Origin of the sequence: Streptomyces sp. NPDC048434 (genome assembly GCF_043200375.1) — a bacterium.
Classification (GTDB): Bacteria; Actinomycetota; Actinomycetes; order Streptomycetales; family Streptomycetaceae; genus Streptomyces.
The window spans coordinates 12,183-32,060 of the sequence record NZ_JBICXQ010000044.1; the positions used below are offsets into that span (position 1 = coordinate 12,183).

Below are 19,878 nucleotides of genomic sequence, written 5' to 3' on the forward strand. Positions count from 1 at the left end.
GGCGGAACCTCCCTCAGTCGTCCGGGTCGAGAATGAAGTGCTCCAGATACGCGGGGGCGGTGCGGTCGAGCATCGAGGCGGACCGCGCCCGGATCTGTGCGTCGGTGTGTTCGCCGGGCGGCAGCAGCCAGAAACGGCCGGCCCGGATGCCGTCCACGACCTGCGCCGCGACATCCTCGACCGGGGTGAAGACGACCTCCTTCCCGGCGTGCCGCATGGCCGACTCCCACTGCGCGAGGCTGCGGTACGGGCTGCGGCGCGGCCGGGTCTTGGCGTAGCGCGCGGGCCGGTTGCGGTGCGACTCCCACAGGCCGGTGCGCAGCATGTGCGGGCCGGGGAAGAGCACCGAGGCACCGATGGGGGCCCGCTCGGCCTTCAGATGGGCGTAGAGCGACTCGGTCATGGTCACCACGGCCGCCTTGGTGACGGCGTAGACGGACGCGGTGGGCAGCGGCGCGATGCCGCCGTCCGTCGAGGAGGTGTTGACGACATGGCCGGGCCCGCCGCCCGCCAGCATCCGGGGCAGAAAGCACTGGATGCCGTGGAAAACGCCCCAGACGTTCACCGCGAACGCCCATGCCCAGTCGCGGGGTTCGTGTTCCCACATCCGCCCCTCAGCGCCGGAGCCCACCCCCGCGTTGTTGCACAGCACATGGACGGCGCCGAAGGCGTCGTACGCGGCGTCGGCGAGCGCGGCGACCTCTTCGCGGACGCCGACGTCCACGGTGTGTGCCATTACGTGGGCGCCGTCCGCGGTGAGTGCGTCGGCGGCGGCGCGCAGCGGCGCCTCCTCGACGTCCGCGAGGACGACCTTCAGCCCGTCCGCGGCGAAGCGGCGCGCCATGGCCAGACCGATTCCGCTCGCGGCGCCGGTGACGACCGCGACCTGTCCCGCCCGCAGCTCCATCAGGCGCTCCCCTCGGGCGGTTTGTCGAGGAGCTGGTGCGGATCGTCATAGCGCTGGTGGGCGTACGGGAGCAGGGACCGGGCGCTGACCCGCTCGACGACCCGGCCCCGCTGGTCGGTGGTCTTCTCGCCGAGGGTGAGCTCGACGAGGGTGCGTACGGGGAGGTCGGCCACCGGGTCGTACACCGACTCCCGCAGGACGACATCGCCGGTGATCTTCTCCAGTCTGCGGACCTTCTCGTGACGGACGCAGTGCACCAGCACCGGGTCGAGGTCGAACCCCGAACCGTCCACGGCGGGCAGGAACTTGAAGTAGAAGTCGGTCTTCCGGGCCGGCTCCGGGACCGGCAGCGGGCCGCTCACCGCACCGCGCACCTCGACGAAGGCGATGCCGTGCCGGGCGAGCGCGGCCCGCACGACCGGCCCCTCGCGCTCGACGGTGACCTCGCCCAGCTTCTTGGGTTCGCCGAAGACCTCACGGCCGCCGGTCAGAGCCCGCTCATGGGTCATCGGCATGACCAGCGGATACCAGCCCTCGACGCCCCGGTGCCGGGCCGCGACGGCCACCGAGCCCGCGCCCAGGGGGTAGCCGGGCAGCGCGACCCGGCTGATGGTGACGCGGACCAGCGGGCGTCCGGTGGGCGCGAGCGGCGGTGGCAGGACGGCCGCGACCGCGTCCGGGTCGCTCTCCCAGACGGCGACCACGCCGGTGGACCAGATCTCGGGGAGCCGGGAGCTCGCGGTGCGCGCCGCGGTGATCTCCGCCTCGGTACGCGCTCCGTAGCGAATGCGTGCCATGTCGTACCACCCTTCGTCGTCGGTGACTTACGGGGGTTGCGCGAGACGCCTGTAACACTGTTACACCGAGCGGGACGAAGGGTAAAGGGCCTTGTGCCCAAGGGAGTTGAGGGATAGTGAGAGGGATATGACACGTACCGCGCTGACCGGCGAAGAGGTGCTGACGACCGCCGCCCGGCTGGTGCGGGCGCACGGCCCCGGGGCGCTGACCATGCGCCGCCTCGCCACGGAACTGGGCACCGCCGTCACCTCCATCTACTGGCACGTCGGCAACCGCGAGTCACTGCTGGACGCCCTCGTCGAACGCACCGTCCGGGAGATGGGCGAGATCCACCCCGCAGGCCGCACCCCGCATGCGCGCATCGTCTCGGTCGCCCGCACCCTGCACACGGCGCTGCGCGAGCGCCCGCAGCTGATCGCGATGGTGCACGAACGCGGCCTGACGGAGCGGATGTTCCTGCCCGCGCAGCAGGCCCTGGTCCATGAGATGCACGCCGCCGGGCTGCGCGGCGAGACGGCCGCCGAGGCGGTGCGGGCCGTCCAGTTCCAGGTCGTCGGGTTCGTCCTGGTCGAGCGCAACCGCGAACGGTCGCCCGCGCAGCATCCGAGCGAGGGCGAGCTGTGGGACTCCCCCACCGCCGGGCACGATCCGGCGCTGGCCCGTGCGCTGGCCGGCCCGGTCGACACCGAGCGGCTGTTCCTCGTCTCGCTGGAGGCGCTGGTGGCCTCGCTGCTCGCCCCCGCGCGGCCCGGCTCCTGAGGCCGCCGCTGCCCGGCGGGGCCCGGCCGCGTCGGCGCCCGGACTCCGGCCCGCCGTCAATTCCGGTACCGGCCCCGCGACTACGGGGCGACGGGCGCGCGGGCGCCCCGTGCGCCCCACACCGGTTCGGTGGCTGTCAGTGGCGGCCCGTATCCTCAGTGACCATGCTCGAAGACCGCATGGCAGCAGCCGACCCGATCGCGCCGAAGATCGGGCAGCAGCCGGGCCCGCAGACGCCGCCGGCTCCCTGGCCGTCCGCCTATCCCGAGGGATACGCGGTGGTCGACGTCGAGACCACGGGCCTGGCCCGCGACGACCGGATCATCTCCGCCGCCGTGTATCAACTCGACGCACACGGCGAGGTCCAGGACCACTGGTACACCCTCGTCAACCCGCAGCGGGACCCGGGGCCGGTCTGGATCCACGGGCTCACCAGCGCCGTGCTGGCCGACGCCCCGCTCTTCCCGGAGATCGTCCCGGAGCTGTCCCGGCGCCTGGCGGACCGGGTACTGGTCGCGCACAACGCCATGTTCGACTGGTCGATGATCGCCCGCGAGTACGCCCGCGCCGCGACGAAGGCACCGGTGCAGCAGCGGCTGTGCACCATCGCCCTGTCCAAGGAACTGCGGCTCCCGCTGCCCAACCACAAGCTGGAGTCCCTCGCCGCGCATTACGGCGTGGTGCAGGAGCGCGCCCACCATGCGCTGGACGACGCCCGGGTGCTGGCCGAGTCGTTCCGTCCCAGTTTGCGAAGGGCCGCACAGGAGAATCTGCGGCTGCCGCTGCTGAGCTGCCAGCCGCTGACGGAGTGGTCGGACGCGCCCGCACCCCGGCAGCACTCCAGTGCCTCGGCGTACCGCCCCACGTCCTGGCGGCCCTCCCGTAAGCGCCCGGCGTGCCCGTACCCCAACCCGGGGCGCTACGAGTCGGGCGGCCGGCTCGTCCAGGGGATGCGGGTCGCCTTCTCGGGCGACACCTCCGTGGACCGCGAGCTGCTGGAGGACCGGGCGATCGAGGCCGGGCTCCATGTCGCCACGAGCGTGTCCCGGCTGACCAGCCTGCTGGTGACCAACGACCCCGACGCCAAGACCTCCAAGACCGCCAAGGCCGCCTCGTACGGCACGGTCGTGATCGACGAGGCGGCCTTCATGCAGCTGCTGCAGGATGTGACCCCGGCGCCTGCGTCCGGGTGAAGCCCGCCCAACACACCCGTCGGCACCTCGCACCGCAGGGGCGCCGCCCGCACCCTGTGGCGCATGGCACGTTGTGAGGTCTGCGGAAACGAATACGGCATGACATTCGAGGTGCACGCGCAGGGCGCGGTGCACGTCTTCGACTGTTTCGCCTGCGCCATCCACCGCATGGCGCCGATCTGTGAGCACTGCCGGTGCCAGATCATCGGCCAGGGCGTGGAGGCCGACGGACAGTGGTACTGCGGTGCGCACTGCGCCCGGTCGGACGGGAGGGTGGGCATCGTCGACCGGGTCTGAGCCGGACGGTCCGCCGGACCGGCGCGGGCGGCGCCCGGCCGGCCCCTCCCCGGCCACGTCGGAGGGGACCCCCGGCTCGGGGGCGGCGGCGCCCCAGGTACCGTCGAGGCCGTGTACCGCTTCCTGTTGTCCCGGCAGTGGGTGATCCTCACCCTCGTGGCTCTCGTGCTGATCCCCGTCATGATCAAGCTGGGCTTCTGGCAGCTCCACCGCCATGAGCACAAGGTGGCGCAGAACCAGCTGATCGCGAGCAGCCTGGCCGCCAGGCCGGTCCCGGTCACCGAGCTGGCCGCGCCCGGCCGGGACCTCCCCCACCACGACATGTGGCGCACGGTCAACGCCACCGGCACCTACGACACCGCGCACGAGGTCGTGGTCCGCCAGCGCACCGCCGCCGACGAGCAGAGCATCGGCTACTACGTACTCACCCCGCTGGTCCTCGGCGACGGCAGGGCCGTGCTGGTCAACCGCGGCTGGATCTCGGCGGGCAACGACCTCACCAAGTTCCCGGACGTCCCGGCCACCCCCAAGGGCAAGGTCACCGTGACCGGCCGGATGATGGCCGACGAGACCACCGCCGTCAGCGGTATCAAGGACACCAGGGGCCTGCCCGCCCGCCAGATCATGCTGATCAACAGCAAGGAGCAGACGAAGCGGGTCGGCCGGCCGCTGCTCGGCGGCTATATCGAGCAGACCGGGCCCCAGCCGTCCGGCGGCAAGCCGGAGCTGGTCCCCGAGCCGGACCACGACTCCATCGGCCCGCACATGGCGTATGCGATCCAGTGGTGGCTGTTCGCCGCGGCGGTGCCGGTCGGCTGGATCATCCTCGTCCGCCGTGAGCGCCGCGACCGGGTGGAAGCCGCTGCCAAGGAGGCCGCGGAGGCACGGGAGGCCGAGGCGTCCCCGGAGACCGAGGACGCCGGGGAGGCGGAGACCGGCGGGCCGGCCGACCCATCCGCCGGATCCGGGGGGACCGAAGCAGCCGGCGAGGACGCGGCGCCGGTCCCGGCCAACCCGTAGCCCGTACAGCCGCCACCCCGCGTGGCGCACCCCTCGCGCGGGAAAAGGCGCTGAGTGCACCCACATATCGAGGACTATGCGCTCATCGGCGATCTGCAGACCGCCGCACTCGTCGGCCGCGACGGCTCCATCGACTGGCTGTGCCTGCCCCGTTTCGACTCCGGGGCCTGCTTCGCCGCGCTCCTCGGTGGCAAGGACAACGGCCACTGGCGGCTGTCCCCCCGGTCCTCCGAGGCCCGCGCGGAGCGCTCCTACCGCGGCGATTCGCTGATCCTCGACACGGTGTGGGACACCCCGACGGGCAGCGTCCGGGTCATCGACTTCATGCCGCAGCGCGACCGTCAGCCCGATGTCGTACGGATCGTCGAGGGCCTGAGCGGCAGCGTCGAGATGCGCGGGGTGCTGCGGCTGCGGTTCGACTACGGCCGGGTGGTGCCCTGGGTACGGGCCACCGAGGGCTGCCGGGTCGCGGTCGCCGGGCCGGACTCCGTGTGGCTGCGCACCCCGTCCCAAGGCCATACCTACGGCAAGGACTTCAGCACCCGCTCGGACTTCACCGTCGCCGCGGGCGAGCGCACCGCCTTCGTGCTGACCTGGCACCCCTCGCACGAGCCCCGGCCGACCCGGATCGACCCGTTCGAGGCGCTCCAGGACACCCTGGAGGACTGGCACACCTGGTCCGCGCGCTGCCGCTACAACGGGCCCTACCGCGAGGCCGTGATGCGCTCGCTGATCACCCTCAAGGCGCTCACCTACGCGCCCACCGGCGGCATCGTCGCGGCCCCCACCACCTCGCTGCCCGAGCAGCTGGGCGGCGTACGCAACTGGGACTACCGCTACTGCTGGCTGCGCGACGCCAGCCTCACCCTGAACTCGCTGCTCTCGGCCGGATATCTGGAGGAGGCCAGTGCCTGGCGGGACTGGCTGCTGCGCGCGGTGGCCGGCGCCCCCGACGATCTGCAGATCATGTACGGGCTGTCCGGTGAACGGCGGCTGCCGGAGGCCGAGCTGCCGTGGCTGTCCGGATACGCCGACTCCGTGCCCGTACGCATCGGCAACGCCGCCGTCGAACAGCGCCAGCTCGACGTCTACGGGGAGGTGCTCGACTCCTTCCACATCGCGCGCATGGCCGGGCTGGCGTCGGAACCGCACGCCTGGAGCATCCAGCGCGCGCTGTTGGACTACCTGGAGTCCAGCTGGCGCGACCCCGACGAGGGGCTGTGGGAGATCCGCGGGCCGCGCCGGCACTTCGTGCACTCCAAGGTCATGGCCTGGGTGGCGGCGGACCGGGCGGTGCAGGCGATCGAGGGGAATCCGAAGTTCGGCGGGGACCTCGATCGCTGGCGGGCGATGCGCGACGAGGTCCGCCGCGAGGTGTGCGAGCGCGGCTACGACGCCGACCGTGGCACCTTCACCCAGTTCTACGGCTCCGGGGAACTGGACGCCGCGACCCTGCTGATCCCCCGTGTCGGGTTTCTGCCGGGTGACGACCCGCGGGTCCTGAGCACCATCGACACCGTGCGCCGCGAACTGACGCACGACGGGCTGGTGCGGCGTTACAGCACCGAGGGCGGTTCGGTCGACGGGCTGCCGGGGGACGAGGGCACGTTCCTGGTCTGCTCGTTCTGGCTCGCGGACGCGCTGCGGCTGAGCGGCCGGCGGCACGAGGCCCGGGAGATGTTCGAGCGGCTGCTGGACCTGCGCAACGATGTGGGGCTGCTCTCCGAGGAGTACGACCCGGCCACCGGCCGCCAGCTGGGCAACTATCCGCAGGCGTTCAGCCATATCGGCCTGGTGGGGACCGCCTTCGGTCTGCAGGAGGGGGCCGAGGCAGACTAGGGCCATGGATCTTGGACTCACCGACCGGACATACCTCGTCACCGGGGCGACCCGCGGCCTGGGCTTCGCCACCGCCCGTGAACTGGTCGCCGACGGCGCCAATGTCGTGATCACCGGACGCACCGAGGAGAGCGCGGCCGCGGCCGCCGCCTCCCTCGGCGAGCGCGCCCTGGGGGTGGCGGCCGACAACGCCGGCCCGGAGACCCCCGACCGTCTGGTGGCCGCGGCCCGGGAGCGCTTCGGCCGCCTGGACGGCGTGCTCATCAGCGTGGGCGGCCCGCCGCCCGGCAGCGCCCTCGACAACACCGACGAACAGTGGCAGCAGGCCTTCGAGTCGGTGTTCCTCGGCGCGGTACGGCTGGCCCGCACGGCCGCCGCCGAGCTGACCGAGGGCGGCGTGATCGGCTTCGTGCTGTCCGGCTCAGTGCATGAGCCGATCCCCGGACTGACCATCTCCAACGGGCTCCGCCCCGGTCTCGCCGGCTTCGCCAAGTCACTCGCCAACGAGCTGGGCCCGCGCGGCATCCGGGTCCTCGGCGTACTGCCCGGCCGGATCGCCACCGACCGGATGACCCAGCTCGACGCGCTCTCCGGCGACCCGGAGGGCACCCGCGCCCGTAACTCCGCTTCGATCCCGCTGGGCCGCTACGGCAAGCCGGAGGAGTTCGGCCGGGCCGCGGCATTCCTGCTGTCGCCGGCCGCGTCGTATGTCACCGGGGTGATGGTGCCGGTGGACGGCGGGGCCCTGCACGGCTTCTGACGGGGAGCCCGCGAGGAACCGCCGGACCGGCGCTTAACTGACCCGCTCGGGCCGGTGCTTGACCGCACGCAGCCGGACGTCCGCCGGCAGCCGGTCGAGCCCGGCCGAGCGGCGGGCGTGGGCCACCGCCTCGTCCGACAGGCGCCGGACCACGGTCTCCGGGTCGGCGTGCGGGGCGAGAGCCAGCAGGGCCCGGACCCGCGGTTCGCTCCGGCGCCCGGTCAGCAGCACGCCGGCCCGGTCGACGCCTTCCAGCGACTCCGATTCGGCCGCGAGGACGCCCTCCAGCGCCCGGCCGCGCAGCGTGGCGCCCTCGCCGTCGCCGCTGTCGACGAGGATCTCGTTCACCCGGTGCCGCCGCAGCTGGGACAGCAGCCACCACAGCATCAGCAGCACGAAGACGGCCAGGGCGGCGATCACGACGGGCCACCACCAGCCCTGGCCGGTCCAGCGGGTGCGCTGATGCGCGGAGAGCAGTACGTCGTCGGGGCGGGACCAGGGCCAGTGGGCGGGCAGGTGGAGATGCCATTTCGCGGGCAGGCCGAGGCCGCCGAGCAGCACCAGGCCACCGGCGCCGAGCAGCACCACGCCGGTGGCGCCGAGGAGCACCCGGTTGATCGCTCTGCTGACCCTGCGCATCGCTCGCTCACCTCTTCTTCGGGCGCCGGACATCCACACTCAGGCCGAGCCGGTGCGCCAGCCCCAGTTGCCGCAGGCCCTCGCCCAGCGCGGCATCGAGATCGGCGCGGACCTCGTCCAGCTCGCGGAAGTGGGAGACGGCGTGCGCCTTGGCCTTGTGGCGGCTGACCTTCATCCGTACGGACTGGACGCCGGCGACCTCCATGGCGCGGTCGCGCAGCACCAGCGCGGCGGCCGCCCGGTCCAGCCCGGCCCGGATGTCCGGCGCCGTCCGCCGCATCGGCAGCACCTGGCGCAGTCCGGGCGTGACGGCCAGCACGATCAGCCAGATACCGAGCACCACGGCGACCGCGGCGGCGGCCAGCACCCAGGGGTTGTCGAGGTGACGGGTGGCCAGTTCGCGGGCGAGCCGCCGGCGCCAGGCCATCGCGGGGCGGTGGGCGCGCACCGTGACCACGTCGTAGAGCAACAGGCCGCCGGCGGCCAGCAGCAGCAGCGCGACCACGGCGGCCGGCACCCGGCGGGCCGACCAGAAGCGCCCGGTCCGGCCGTCGTCCGCGGTGCCCGTCGCAGCCGCGTCCGGGGCGGACCCGGTCGTATCGGCCGGCTCCGGCGTCTTGTCGAGGGTGGGCAGCCGCCGGGTGTCCGGCTGCTCCGCTCCGTCGTCGCTCATCGCACCCTCCCGCGGCCCGTACCCTCCAGCAGCGGGGAGTGCAGACGCTCGACCTCCACGGCGACCTCGGGCACCTCCATGCTCGCCAACGCCGTTACCCGCTCGGTGACATGACGGCGTACCACCCGGCACTGGGCACCGATGTCGGAGGGGTAGCCCAGCTCCACGGCGATCCGCACCCGCGCCTCGCCGAAGTGCCGGCGGTCCTCGCGCCGGTGAACGGTCACCGTCGCATGGGCGCTGGTGGGAGCCTGCGGGGACTCCCCGCGCAGCGCCTCCCGGGCCGCCTGCGCGGCGATCTTCGCCACCACCCGGTCCGCGATTCTGGTCGCGCCCCGCTCACCCGCCGGTACGGCGGCAGCGGCGGCCGGGGACACCGTCGCCACCCGGCTTCACCGCCGCCGGTCGTCGCGGTCGCCGCTGCGCGGACGGAAGAAATCGCCGGCCTGCAGATCCCCGTCGAGGAATCTGCCGGCCACGAAACCGAGGGCGCCCAGCGCCGCCACCAGCACGAAGGCGCCGAAGCCGCCAAAGTATCCGGCGAAGCCCAGCGCCATACCGGCCAAGAGGCCGACCACGGCCATGCTCATCGTGCGCTCCTTCGCTGCCGCTCCGGACGGGCCCGGCTATTGGAGCCGTGGCTCCGATCCTTCTTCTTCGTCTTCCTCGTCGGGCAGCTTGACGTCGCTGACCGCGATATTGACCTCGACGACCTCCAGGCCCGTCATCCGCTCCACGGCGGAGATGACGTTCTCCCGGACCGAGCGCGCGACATCGGCGATGGAGACGCCGTAGTCGACCACGATCTCCAGATCCAGTGCGGTCTGCACCTCGCCGACCTCGGCCTTGACCCCACGGGTCACGGTCGCGGACCTGCCACCACCGGGCACCCGGTCACGTACGGCGCCGAGCGTACGGGCGAGGCCGCTGCCCATGGCATGCACACCGAGAACGTCCCGCGCCGCCAGGCCGGCGATCTTCTCCACCACACCGTCGGCGATGGTGGTCCGCCCACGGGTCGCGGGGTCGCCGCCACCTCGTCTGGCAGGAGTCCGGGGCCCCTCCGCCTGCTGCTGGCTCTCGCTCATCTCCGTACGTCCCTTCCGCGGGGAGAAGCGGTCCGCCCGCTCCGTTGCCCACAGTAGGTCCGGTCTCCCCGGGCCGCTCCGGGGATGCGGCAGCGGAGTGTTCCCCTCGGCGCCGTCCGGCACACCGCCCTGCCGTACGGACCGGTCTGCGGCAGGCTGGGGGAGTTGTCCGGGACGTGTCCGGGAACAGGTCCGGGACCTGCCGGGAAAGGGGTGACGCGGTGGCCGCGAACCAGTTGGCGCAGACGGTGCGGGCGCAGCTCGGGATCGGCCGGGTGCTGCCGCTCGGCGGGCCCGCCGACGGGTCATGGATCACCGAGCGGGCGGCAATCGGGGCGCTGCGGGCGGCCGCCGGGACACCGGCCGGAGTACGCATCGGCACGCTGCGGCTGTCCGTCGCCGACCCGGGCCACGCCCCGGAGCCCGCGGTGCCGGCCCCGCCGAGCGCCCTGCCGCCCGGCCCGCTGCGGATCGAGGCGGACTTCGCCGCGGTCGCCGACCGGCCGCTGCCCACCGTCGCCGACCAGGTGCGCACCGCGCTGCTGGAGGCGGCGGTCCGGGCCCTGGGGCTGGTGGTGGGCGTGGTGGATCTGCAGGTCAGCGGGCTGTTGGAAGCGGGCGAGGCACCGGAACCGCCGCCCGCTGACCGTACGGAGCCGCCGCCCGCCGTCCCCGTGGCCGATGACCGGACCGGTGCGACTCAGGAGGGCCCGGCGGGGGTCACCGCCGTCGCGCGGAGCGTGCCGGGCGTGGCCCGGCTGGCACCGGTGCTCGGCGGACCGTCCCGTCCGGTGCGGTTCACCGACGGACATGTGCTGATCCAGCTGGCGACCGCGCCCGGCTACCGGGCGCTGGATGTCTCCTGCGCCGTGCGGCGGGCGGTGGCGGCCACGCCGGCGGCGCCGTCGACGGTTGCCGTGCTGGTCACCGCCGTGGAAGAGGACTGACGGGCGTGCCCGGCCGGGGCCGACCGTCAGTGCCGGGGTCCGGCGGGGCTACTCCCCCACGCCCGCGAGATCCCGCAGTCGGCGCGCCTGCGCGGCCCGTTCGGCGCTGCGCTGCTCCTCGTACGTACGGCCCGCGGCGCCGGCCAGCAGGGCCTTGGTCTCGATGACGGCGTCCCGCGGCGCGGCGGTGAGCGCGGCGGCCAAGTCGGCGACGGTGGCATCGAGTTCATCCGCGGGCACCACGAGGTTGGCGAGGCCGGTCCGCTCGGCCTCCTCGGCATGCACAAAGCGCCCGGTGGCGCAGATCTCCAGCGCCCGGGCGTAGCCCACCAGCCCGACCAGGGGGTGGGTACCGGTCAGGTCCGGTACGAGTCCCAGGCTGGTCTCGCGCATGGCGAACTGGACGTCCGGCGCGACCACCCGCAGATCGCAGGCCAGGGCGAGCTGGAAGCCCGCGCCGATGGCATGCCCCTGCACGGCGGCGATGGACACCAGGTCGTTGCGCCGCCACCAGGTGAACGCTTCCTGGTACTCGGCGATCGTGGCATCGAGGTCACTGTCCGTGCCGCGCGCCAGATCGATGAACGACGGCTCGCCGTCGAAGCCTTCGGGCGTGAACGCCTGACGGTCGAGGCCCGCGGAGAAGGACTGGCCCTCACCACGCAGCACCGCGACCCGCACCGTCCCCGGCAGCAGCGAACCCGCCTCGGCGAGCGCCCGCCACATGGCCGGCGACTGCGCATTGCGCTTCGCTGCGTTGGCCAGGGTCACCGTGGCGATCGCACCGTCGACGGTGAGTCGCACACCGTCCTTGTCGAGCAGAGTCATGAGCGCCTCCGAGTCAGCCAGCCGCACCTGCGTGCGTAAGTGACTGAACGGTAACCTCCCGGCCGACTGCTCGGCCGACCGGGGGGACACCGCTGCACCCGGAGTCGCAGCAGTCAGGCCGATGCGGCCTTCTTGCCCCTCGTGGCTCCGCCGCGACCGCGCAGGACCACACCGGATTCGCTGAGCATCCGGTGCACGAATCCGTAGGAGCGGCCGGTTTCCTCGGCCAGCGCCCGGATGCTCGCACCGGAGTCGTACTTCTTCTTCAGGTCTGCCGCGAGCTTCTCGCGCGCGGCGCCGGTTACCCGGCTGCCCTTCTTCAGAGTCTCGGCCACCCGTGCCTCCTCGTGGGAAGTGCGCTCTGGACTCTCATGATCACCCCTCCCCGGCTTCCTGGCCACCCATTCCGCAAGGTCAGTACGACATCCTTTGCCGTCCGGCGCCCGCTCTCGCGGGCCGGAATCTCACATTCCGCCCTCGCGGAAGGCCGCTCGCGCGCGGCTTTGCGCGAGAAGGGGCAGGTCAGGTGGTGTGCCGCCGAAATGGCGACGGCCGGGCCCCAAGGGCCCGGCCGTATGCCGCAGGCTCGCCGGTGTACGAGCCGTTCTCACTCAGATGATGGATCACACATCGGCCGAATGATCCATACGGCATGATCCATCCGCCGTGATCAGGCCAGCGCGACCAGGTCCGCGTAGTCCTGGCCCCACAGGTCCTCGACGCCGTCGGGCAGCAGGATGATGCGCTCCGGCTCCAGCGCGTCCACCGCGCCCTCGTCGTGGGAGACCAGGACCACGGCGCCCGTGAAGGTGTGCAGCGCGCCGAGGATCTCCTCGCGGCTGGCCGGGTCGAGGTTGTTGGTGGGCTCGTCGAGCAGCAGCACATTGGCGGAGGAGACCACCAGCGTCGCCAGGGCGAGCCGGGTCTTCTCGCCGCCGGAGAGCACCCCGGCGGGCTTGTCGACGTCGTCCCCGGAGAAGAGGAAGGAGCCCAGCGTCTTACGGATGGCGACCAGGTCCATGTCCGGGGCGGCCGAGCGCATGTTCTCCAGGACCGTGCGGTCCGGGTCCAGGGTCTCGTGCTCCTGGGCGTAGTAGCCGAGCTTGAGGCCGTGCCCGGGGCGGACCTCGCCGGTGTCCGGTGTCTCGACACCGGCCAGCAGCCTCAGCAGGGTGGTCTTGCCGGCACCGTTCAGACCGAGGATGACGACCCGGGAGCCCTTGTCGATGGCCAGGTCGACGTCGGTGAAGATCTCCAGGGAGCCGTAGGACTTCGACAGGCCCTCGGCGGTGAGCGGGGTCTTGCCGCACGGCGCCGGGTCCGGGAAGCGCAGCTTGGCGACCTTGTCGGAGGCGCGCACCGCCTCCAGGCCGGCGAGCAGCTTGTCGGCGCGCTTGGCCATGTTCTGGGCGGCGACGGTCTTGGTGGCCTTGGCCCGCATCTTGTCGGCCTGGGTGTTGAGCGCCGCGGCCTTCTTCTCGGCGTTCGCGCGCTCGCGCTTGCGGCGCTTCTCGTCGGCCTCGCGCTGCTGCTGGTAGAGCTTCCAGCCCATGTTGTAGATGTCGATCTGGGAGCGGTTGGCGTCGAGGTAGAACACCTTGTTGACCACGGTCTCGACCAGGTCAACGTCGTGGGAGATGACGATGAAGCCGCCGCGGTAGGTCTTGAGGTAGTCGCGCAGCCAGACGATGGAGTCGGCGTCGAGGTGGTTGGTCGGCTCGTCGAGCAGCAGGGTGTCGGAGTCCGAGAACAGGATCCGGGCCAGCTCGACGCGGCGCCGCTGACCGCCGGAGAGGGTGTGCAGCGGCTGGCCGAGGATGCGGTCGGGCAGTCCGAGGCTGGCGGCGATGGTCGCGGCCTCCGCCTCGGCGGCGTACCCGCCCTTGGTCAGGAACTCGGTCTCCAGGCGCTCGTACTTCTTCATCGCCTTATCGCGGGTGGCGCCCTTGCCGTTGGCCATCCGGTCCTCGTTCTCGCGCATCTTGCGCAGCACGGAGTCGAGGTCGCGGGCGGACAGGACGCGGTCGCGGGCCAGCACGTCGAGGTCGCCGGTGCGCGGGTCCTGCGGGAGATAGCCGACCTCGCCACCGCGGGTGACCGTGCCGGAGGCGGGGATGCCCTCGCCCGCCAGCACCTTGGTGAGGGTCGTCTTGCCGGCGCCGTTACGGCCGACGAGGCCGATGCGGTCGCCCTTGGCGATACGGAAGGAAGCGGACTCGATGAGGATGCGGGCGCCGGCGCGCAGCTCAAGGCCGGAGGCGGTGATCACGGAAAAGGCTCCAGGGCAGGAAGACGGCGGAATGGACGGACGGTCCGAGAGCGGGCTGCGCCGTCTAATGAACCCGAGGGAGAACTGCCATGGGAGGCAGTCTAACGGCCCTGTGCAAATACTTTTCCGGGCGACGGCCGGAGGCGCAGCCCCCGCGGGGTGCGCCGTGCGGCCGCTCGTTCGCACCGGCCCGCGTCGGGGCGCACCGAGCTGCGGCGGGCGGGCCGGACGCCTGGTCGGGCCCCGCCGCGAGACTGTGAGGCAGGTCTCACCGGGCCGCCTCGGGCCGCGCCACGGGGCGTGGTGTCACCGGCCGCCCGCCGCGGCGCTCAGACGCCGCCCGTGTGGACCTGGAACGCCGCGCGCCGTACGGCCTTGGCGAGCGCCGGGTCGGGGTGCGCCGCGGCCAGCGCCACCAGCACCTGGACGGTGCGGGGGTGGCCGATGGCGCGCACCTCCTGCAGGAGGCGCGGCACCGAGCCCTGGACCGCCGAGTCCAGGTGCCGCACCAGCAGTTGGGTCTCGCCGTGGTCGGCGACGGCCGCCGCGGTGTCCACCCACAGCCAGGTCGACTCCTCACGGGTGAGCACATCGGGGGCGGTCTCCGGGTCGCCGCCCTCGTGCTCGACCAGCCACAGCAGGGCGTACGGCCGCAGCCCCGGCTCGTCGGCCGCGGCGCGTACGGCGGGCTCGGCCGGGGCGCCGACCGCCCGCAGCGCCTCGAAGGCGAGACCGCGCAGCAAGGCGTCCTCACCGCGGGCCACGGTCAGCAGCTCCTCGACGGCCGAGCCGACGGAGCGGGCGGCGAGCCAGGCGCGGTATTCGGCACGGGCCGGTCCGGGGGTGAGCCGGGCACAGCCGCGGAGCATCGCCTCGGCGGACTGTTCGATATGGCCGGCCGGGCTCTGCGCGGCGACACAGATCTGCTCCAGCTTGACCCACACCGACCAGTTGCCGAGCGGCGTCAGCTGCGCCTCGGACGCCTCGTGGGGAACCTCGTGGACGCCGTCGTACGCACCGTTCGCAGGCACCAGCGCGCCGACGGTCAGCAGGGCGTCCAGCGCCCAGCGCAGCAGCTCGGCCAGCGACGCCCCCGCGGCGTCGTCGGCCGCCACCGCGGCATCGTCGGCGCTGCCCGGGGCCTGGTCCTGGCCGTAGGGGACCTCGCAGCGTTCCGTACGCAGCTCGGCGACGCGCTGGTCCAGCATGTCGAGCAGCACCGGCAGCCGGACGGGCCCGGCCGACAGATGCAGCAGGGACAGCAACTGCGGCAGTGCCTCGACGACTTCGGCGACTATCGCGGGGCCGGCCGCGGCCGGCGCGGGGCGGGCCAGCGACCAGGCGTCGAAGAGGGCGACCCAGCCGCGCAGCACGGCGGTGTCGTCGCGGTCCCAGGCGCGCAGCCGCCAGCCCGGGCGGGCGAGGCCGCCATGGAGCTCGACGAGGCCGGAGAGCCGGGCCCGGTCCCAGTCGGTGCGGACCTGCTGCGGCGTCAGGCGCAGGGCCTCGGCGGCGCGTTCCGCCACGGCCTTCGGCAGCGCTCCGTCCGGGCCGGCGCGCAGCGCGGCGCCGTCGGCCCAGCGGGCCAGGCGGGCCGCGCCGGCCAGCACGGCACGGGCCTGCCGGGCCAGTTCCGCGGGCGGCGGCGTGCCCTCGGGCGGGCGGGGCGCCGGACGCTTGGTCCGGGTTGTCACCGCCCGGCGGGCGGCCGCAACCGATTGACGGGGTACGAGTCGGAGCCGGGAGTCGCGCGGGGTACGGGACGTCACAGGAGCAGTGTTGCCGCTGTCGGCCCGAAAGCCCAATCGGAACCCTGCTTGCGATCTGCCGGGGGCATGTCATCCCGGCGACCCGTCCCTGATGGGGGGAGTTGTCTTCCCGTACGCCCTGGCGTCATCGGGGCAGCGGCTCCCGGCAGGGGGCGGCGGCGGCCCGGCGGGGACCGGTGCCCGGCTCCGCTCCGGGCCGGTCCTGCCCGGAGCGGGGGTCACATGAGCGGGGTGAGGAAGCGCCGCAGTGCCTCTTCGTAGCTCGGCGGATCGGCGTTCCACATCGCGGCGTGCGGTGCGTGCGGGACCGGCTGAAAGGTGATCAGGTCGGGTCGCCGGGCGGCGAGGGAGCGGGAGGCCGACCAGGGGGCGATGATGTCGTCCGGCCCGTGGAAGAGCAGGATCGGGACGTTCAGCCCGTCCGGGTCGACGGCGGCGGCGGGCCGGTCGACGGGCATCCCCGTGGAGCCCTCGGCGGCGCGTACGACCAGCGGCAGCAGGGCGCGCGGGACCCGCCGGGCGGCGGCCAGCGCACGGATCGTGGCGCTGCGGTCGAGGACCGGGGAGTCCAGGATCAGACCGCTGATGCGGGCGCGCAGCGCGGAGTGGGCGGCGGCGCGCAGCGCCATGGTCGCGCCGGTGGACCAGCCGTGGAGGACGACGTCCTGGGCGCCGTAGCGGACCGCGTAGCGGATCGCGGCGTCGAGGTCACGCCACTCGGTGTCGCCGAGGTGGTTGATGCCGTCGGCGGTGCGCGGGGCGCCGATGTCGTTGCGGTAGGCCAGGTCGAGGACGGGCAACTGATGGCGGTGCAGGAACGGCAGCACCACCATGGGGTGTTCGCGGGTGGTGCCCAGTCCGTGGCTGGTGATGACCCAGGTGTCGCGTGCGCCCGGGAAGAACCACGCCGGGAGGGCGCCGAGTTCGCCGGGGATGTCGACGTCGGCGCAGTCCAGGCCGAGGGCGTCACGGGGGTTGCCGAGGTGCACCTGCGGGGTGAGCCGCATCCGGTTGCCCGGCTTGAGGATGCCGTGGGTGACCCGCACCAGGCGCCGTACCACCGCGTCGGCGGGGTGCGGGATCCCGTGGATGACGTCGCCCACCACCGCATGGCAGCCGGAGCCGGTGAGCCCGTAGGTGCCGGGCCGCAGGGACGCCAGACTGCGGGTGAGGGCGATGCGGTCCTCCGTGGCGGAGTGCACGGTGAGACGGGGATCGCCCGGGAAGGGGTCGTCGGGCGACGGTTTCAGGGCAATGTCGCTGGCGTACCGGCCGACCGCCACGGCGGCCGCCCCGGCACCGATCACGGTGGTGGCGGCCACGGCCGCCGCGGTAACCAGGCGCACCCCATCAGTGTGCGCAGCGGTGCAGGAGGCGGCCACCTGGCGCAGTCGGGCGGGTGAGTGGCGGGCCGCCCGCCGGGTGCCGGGCCGCCCGCCACGACGGGCGCTCAGCCCTGCTGCCCGTAGCCCTGCAGCCGGGCGGCGGCCGCGTCGAGCTGCCCGGCCGACAACAGGCTCGGGGTGTGGCCCGGCACGGAGCTCGCGGTCAGCCAGACCCGGCACATCCACTCCAGCTGGGCGGTGCGGTCCAGCGCCTGGTCGAGGCTGTCGCCGTGGGTGAGGGTGCCGTGGTTCTGCAGCAGGCAGCCGGTGCGGTCGCGGAGTGCGTCGAGCATGTGCGCGGCGAGCTCGTCGCTGCCGTACAGGGCATAGGGGGCGACGCGCACGGGGCCGCCGAGCGCCGCGGTCATGTAGTGGACCGGGGGGAGTTCGGTGACGAGGGTGGAGACGGCGGCGGCGTACGGAGCGTGGGTGTGGACGACGGCGGTGGCCGTGGTGCTGCGGTAGACCGCCAGGTGCATCGGGACCTCGCTGGTCGGCCGGAGCTTCCCGAGGATCTGGCGCCCTTCGAGGTCGACCGCGGTGGTGTCGCCGGGCCCGAGCCGGTCGTAGGGGACGCCGCTGGGGGTGACCAGGACCAGGTCCCTGATACGGCGTGAGACATTGCCAGAGGTGCCGACGACCAGTCCCTCGGCCACGGTCCTGCGGGCGGTGGCGACCAGTTCGCCCCAGGCTTCGGCGAGGCGGTCGGCGTGGTCCTTCATGGGTCCTCCGGCGCGGTGCGGCGAATGCGGATGCGGTGCGCGACACCGTACGAGCAGGCCGGGGCACAGTACGCCGGGGGCTCGTCCGGACGATATCCGCCATATAGGGACATTTACGCCACTGCGGAGAATGGGCCGGGGTGGGCCTTCGTGCGTTGCTCCTCCGTTAACGTCGTCGAGGAGTTGCCGCGCCGGCGGAACCACCGGAGCGAATCGCCGCACAGCTCATCAAGTTCGCCAACAGGTGAGGCGGAAGTGACGCCGGAGACACCTCCGCGTGAACAGTGCGGGGGTGTCACCACCGCGCCCGTCCCAGTTCACTTTCCGTTCACCCACTCTCCGTACGGTCCCAGCGACACTGACCTTCGAACTGATTGCCTGGGTGAATGGAACACATCACGCTTCTCATCGGGATCGTGATCGTCACGGCCTTGGTGTTCGACTTTACGAACGGCTTCCACGACACGGCCAATGCAATGGCCACCACCATCTCCACCGGGGCATTGCGACCCAAGACCGCGGTGGCGATGTCGGCAGGGCTCAACCTCGTCGGTGCGTTTCTCTCCGTGGAGGTGGCCAAGACCATCTCGGGCGGAATCATCGACGAGAGCGCCGGCATCAGACCTGAAGTGATCTTCGCCGGCCTGGTCGGCGCAATCGTCTGGAACCTGCTGACCTGGCTCGCGGGTCTCCCCTCCAGCTCCTCCCACGCTCTGTTCGGCGGTCTGATCGGCGCGACCCTGGTGTCCGTCGGCACCAACGGGGTGCACGGCGACGCCGTCGTGATGAAGGTTCTGATCCCGGCGGTGGCCGCCCCGATCGTCGCGGGCCTGGCCGCGATGGCGGCGACCCGGCTGACCTACCGGCTGACCCGGAACCGCGACGAGGCGGACACCGCCAAGGGCTACCGCGCGGGCCAGATCGCCTCCGCCGCCCTGGTCTCCCTCGCCCATGGCACCAATGACGCCCAGAAGACGATGGGTGTGATCACGCTCGCGCTGATCACCGGCGGAGTGGTCGCCCCGCACGCCGACCCGCCGCTGTGGGTCATCGCCTCGGCCGGTCTCGCCATTGCGCTCGGTACGTACCTGGGCGGCTGGCGGATCATCCGCACGATGGGCAAGGGCATCACCGACATCCAGCCGCCGCAGGGCTTCGCCGCCCAGACCGGCGCCGCGGCCACCATCCTGGCCTCCTCCCACCTGGGCTTCGCGCTCTCCACCACCCAGGTCTGCTCCGGCTCCGTGATGGGCTCGGGCCTGGGCCGCAAGGGCGGCGTGGTGCGCTGGTCCACGGCCGGCCGGATGGTCCTCGCCTGGGGCCTGACGCTGCCGGCCGCGGGTCTGGTCGCGGCGGGCGCCGCGTTCCTCGCCGGTCAGGGCAGCTGGGGCGTGGCGGCGGTGGCCGTCCTCGCGCTGGGCATCTGCGGCGCGATCTGGGCCGCCTCCCGGCGCAAGCCGATCGACCACACCAATGTCAACGAAGGCTCGGCCGCTGAGCCGGTGGGCGTGGTGACCGCCGCGCTGCGCACCGTCTCCCCTCCCCCCGCAGGCCAGCCGGCGCCGGTGGCCGACATCCCGGAAACCACCGACGCCCCGGAAACCGCCGAGGTGCCGGAAACCGCCGAGGTGCCGGTTCCGGCATCCGGCACCGACACCGCCACACCCACCACCCCCGCCCGGCGCACCAAGGCCACGACGGTCTCCCGCTAGCTGTCATCACCTAAGGATCACCATGAGCATCGATTGGGCAGCTCTCGGCCAGGTCTTCGGCGTCACCCTCGCGGTGACGGTCGGGATCGTGGGCCTGTTCACCGTCGGCATCGTCGGTACGGCCCGCAAGCCGCAGCCGGAAGGCGGGGCCGTCGCGGTCGCCGCACCGGGTACCGGTGCGCGGGCCGGCGCGGTGACCGCCTTCGCCCTGTGCGCGGCGGCGGTGGCCTATGGCATCTATCTGATCGTCGCCGCCTGACCCCACCGGGGACG

General features: G+C 73.0%; 22 protein-coding genes. 9 read left to right on the plus strand and 13 right to left on the minus strand.

Going from position 1 to position 19,878, the window contains the following annotated elements:
* Window positions 1-13: 13 nt before the first annotated feature.
* Both ACGFWI_RS36080 and ACGFWI_RS36085 read right to left on the minus strand, forming a co-directional pair.
* Window positions 14-907: an SDR family NAD(P)-dependent oxidoreductase gene (locus ACGFWI_RS36080; protein ID WP_393910299.1), complete on the minus strand. Its 894-nt coding sequence runs from the start codon at window positions 905-907 to the stop codon at window positions 14-16.
* Complete coding sequence (locus tag ACGFWI_RS36085) at window positions 907-1,704, minus strand: acetoacetate decarboxylase family protein (RefSeq protein ID WP_393910300.1); 798 nt, start codon at window positions 1,702-1,704, stop codon at window positions 907-909. Before ACGFWI_RS36085 ends, ACGFWI_RS36080 begins: the two co-directional genes overlap by 1 nt.
* A gap of 127 nt (window positions 1,705-1,831) precedes the next feature.
* Between ACGFWI_RS36085 and ACGFWI_RS36090 the strand changes: the two genes are divergently transcribed.
* The 6 genes from ACGFWI_RS36090 (at window position 1,832) to ACGFWI_RS36115 (ending at window position 7,573) form a co-directional block, all read left to right on the plus strand.
* The gene (locus ACGFWI_RS36090; protein WP_393910301.1) at window positions 1,832-2,464 is read left to right on the plus strand and encodes a TetR/AcrR family transcriptional regulator; all 633 of its coding nucleotides are present in this window, start codon (window positions 1,832-1,834) and stop codon (window positions 2,462-2,464) included.
* 164 nt (window positions 2,465-2,628) lie between these two features.
* Entirely contained in the window at window positions 2,629-3,657 is a 1,029-nt protein-coding gene (locus ACGFWI_RS36095) for a DEDDh family exonuclease (RefSeq protein ID WP_393910302.1), read from the plus strand.
* Between the two features lie 63 nt (window positions 3,658-3,720).
* Window positions 3,721-3,954 (plus strand): hypothetical protein, encoded by a 234-nt coding sequence (locus ACGFWI_RS36100; protein ID WP_030087516.1) that lies wholly within the window; start codon window positions 3,721-3,723, stop codon window positions 3,952-3,954.
* Between the two features lie 111 nt (window positions 3,955-4,065).
* On the plus strand, window positions 4,066-4,974 hold the full coding sequence (locus ACGFWI_RS36105; RefSeq protein WP_393910303.1) for an SURF1 family protein: 909 nt from the start codon (window positions 4,066-4,068) through the stop codon (window positions 4,972-4,974).
* A gap of 54 nt (window positions 4,975-5,028) precedes the next feature.
* Window positions 5,029-6,813 (plus strand): glycoside hydrolase family 15 protein, encoded by a 1,785-nt coding sequence (locus tag ACGFWI_RS36110; RefSeq protein WP_393910304.1) that lies wholly within the window; start codon window positions 5,029-5,031, stop codon window positions 6,811-6,813.
* 4 nt (window positions 6,814-6,817) lie between these two features.
* Entirely contained in the window at window positions 6,818-7,573 is a 756-nt protein-coding gene (locus ACGFWI_RS36115) for an SDR family oxidoreductase (RefSeq protein ID WP_393910305.1), read from the plus strand.
* A gap of 33 nt (window positions 7,574-7,606) precedes the next feature.
* Here ACGFWI_RS36115 and amaP read toward each other — a convergent pair whose 3' ends face one another.
* From amaP to ACGFWI_RS36140, 5 genes are read right to left on the minus strand one after another with little or no spacing between them, the layout of a single operon-like run.
* Window positions 7,607-8,212 (minus strand): alkaline shock response membrane anchor protein AmaP, encoded by a 606-nt coding sequence (gene amaP, locus ACGFWI_RS36120; RefSeq protein ID WP_393910306.1) that lies wholly within the window; start codon window positions 8,210-8,212, stop codon window positions 7,607-7,609.
* A gap of 7 nt (window positions 8,213-8,219) precedes the next feature.
* Window positions 8,220-8,885, minus strand: coding sequence for a DUF6286 domain-containing protein (locus ACGFWI_RS36125; protein ID WP_393910307.1), 666 nt, complete (start codon window positions 8,883-8,885; stop codon window positions 8,220-8,222).
* On the minus strand, window positions 8,882-9,271 hold the full coding sequence (locus tag ACGFWI_RS36130) for a hypothetical protein (RefSeq protein ID WP_393910308.1): 390 nt from the start codon (window positions 9,269-9,271) through the stop codon (window positions 8,882-8,884). Before ACGFWI_RS36130 ends, ACGFWI_RS36125 begins: the two co-directional genes overlap by 4 nt.
* A 6-nt stretch (window positions 9,272-9,277) precedes the next feature.
* Window positions 9,278-9,475: a hypothetical protein gene (locus tag ACGFWI_RS36135; protein WP_393910309.1), complete on the minus strand. Its 198-nt coding sequence runs from the start codon at window positions 9,473-9,475 to the stop codon at window positions 9,278-9,280.
* Between the two features lie 36 nt (window positions 9,476-9,511).
* The gene (locus ACGFWI_RS36140; RefSeq protein ID WP_393910310.1) at window positions 9,512-9,973 is read right to left on the minus strand and encodes an Asp23/Gls24 family envelope stress response protein; all 462 of its coding nucleotides are present in this window, start codon (window positions 9,971-9,973) and stop codon (window positions 9,512-9,514) included.
* A gap of 221 nt (window positions 9,974-10,194) precedes the next feature.
* Here ACGFWI_RS36140 and ACGFWI_RS36145 point away from each other — a divergent pair, with 221 nt between their 5' ends.
* Window positions 10,195-10,920 (plus strand): hypothetical protein, encoded by a 726-nt coding sequence (locus tag ACGFWI_RS36145; protein ID WP_393910311.1) that lies wholly within the window; start codon window positions 10,195-10,197, stop codon window positions 10,918-10,920.
* A 48-nt stretch (window positions 10,921-10,968) separates the two neighbouring features.
* Here ACGFWI_RS36145 and ACGFWI_RS36150 read toward each other — a convergent pair whose 3' ends face one another.
* The 6 genes from ACGFWI_RS36150 to ACGFWI_RS36175 form a co-directional block, all read right to left on the minus strand.
* Window positions 10,969-11,748 (minus strand): enoyl-CoA hydratase/isomerase family protein, encoded by a 780-nt coding sequence (locus ACGFWI_RS36150; protein ID WP_393910312.1) that lies wholly within the window; start codon window positions 11,746-11,748, stop codon window positions 10,969-10,971.
* Between the two features lie 113 nt (window positions 11,749-11,861).
* On the minus strand, window positions 11,862-12,083 hold the full coding sequence (locus tag ACGFWI_RS36155) for a helix-turn-helix domain-containing protein (RefSeq protein ID WP_006606369.1): 222 nt from the start codon (window positions 12,081-12,083) through the stop codon (window positions 11,862-11,864).
* A 335-nt stretch (window positions 12,084-12,418) separates the two neighbouring features.
* Entirely contained in the window at window positions 12,419-14,017 is a 1,599-nt protein-coding gene (gene abc-f, locus ACGFWI_RS36160) for a ribosomal protection-like ABC-F family protein (protein ID WP_393910313.1), read from the minus strand.
* Between the two features lie 329 nt (window positions 14,018-14,346).
* The gene (locus ACGFWI_RS36165; RefSeq protein ID WP_393910314.1) at window positions 14,347-15,786 is read right to left on the minus strand and encodes a hypothetical protein; all 1,440 of its coding nucleotides are present in this window, start codon (window positions 15,784-15,786) and stop codon (window positions 14,347-14,349) included.
* Window positions 15,787-16,004: 218 nt separating this feature from the next.
* A complete protein-coding gene (locus ACGFWI_RS36170; RefSeq protein ID WP_393910315.1) occupies window positions 16,005-17,132 on the minus strand; it encodes an alpha/beta hydrolase in 1,128 nt (375 codons plus the stop codon).
* A 104-nt stretch (window positions 17,133-17,236) separates the two neighbouring features.
* Window positions 17,237-17,893: a class II aldolase/adducin family protein gene (locus ACGFWI_RS36175; protein ID WP_393910316.1), complete on the minus strand. Its 657-nt coding sequence runs from the start codon at window positions 17,891-17,893 to the stop codon at window positions 17,237-17,239.
* 386 nt (window positions 17,894-18,279) lie between these two features.
* On the opposite strand from ACGFWI_RS36175, the gene ACGFWI_RS36180 reads away from it, so the two are divergent.
* Window positions 18,280-19,605, plus strand: coding sequence for an anion permease (locus ACGFWI_RS36180; protein WP_393910317.1), 1,326 nt, complete (start codon window positions 18,280-18,282; stop codon window positions 19,603-19,605).
* Between the two features lie 22 nt (window positions 19,606-19,627).
* Window positions 19,628-19,864: a hypothetical protein gene (locus tag ACGFWI_RS36185; RefSeq protein ID WP_393910318.1), complete on the plus strand. Its 237-nt coding sequence runs from the start codon at window positions 19,628-19,630 to the stop codon at window positions 19,862-19,864.
* Window positions 19,865-19,878: the final 14 nt, after the last annotated feature.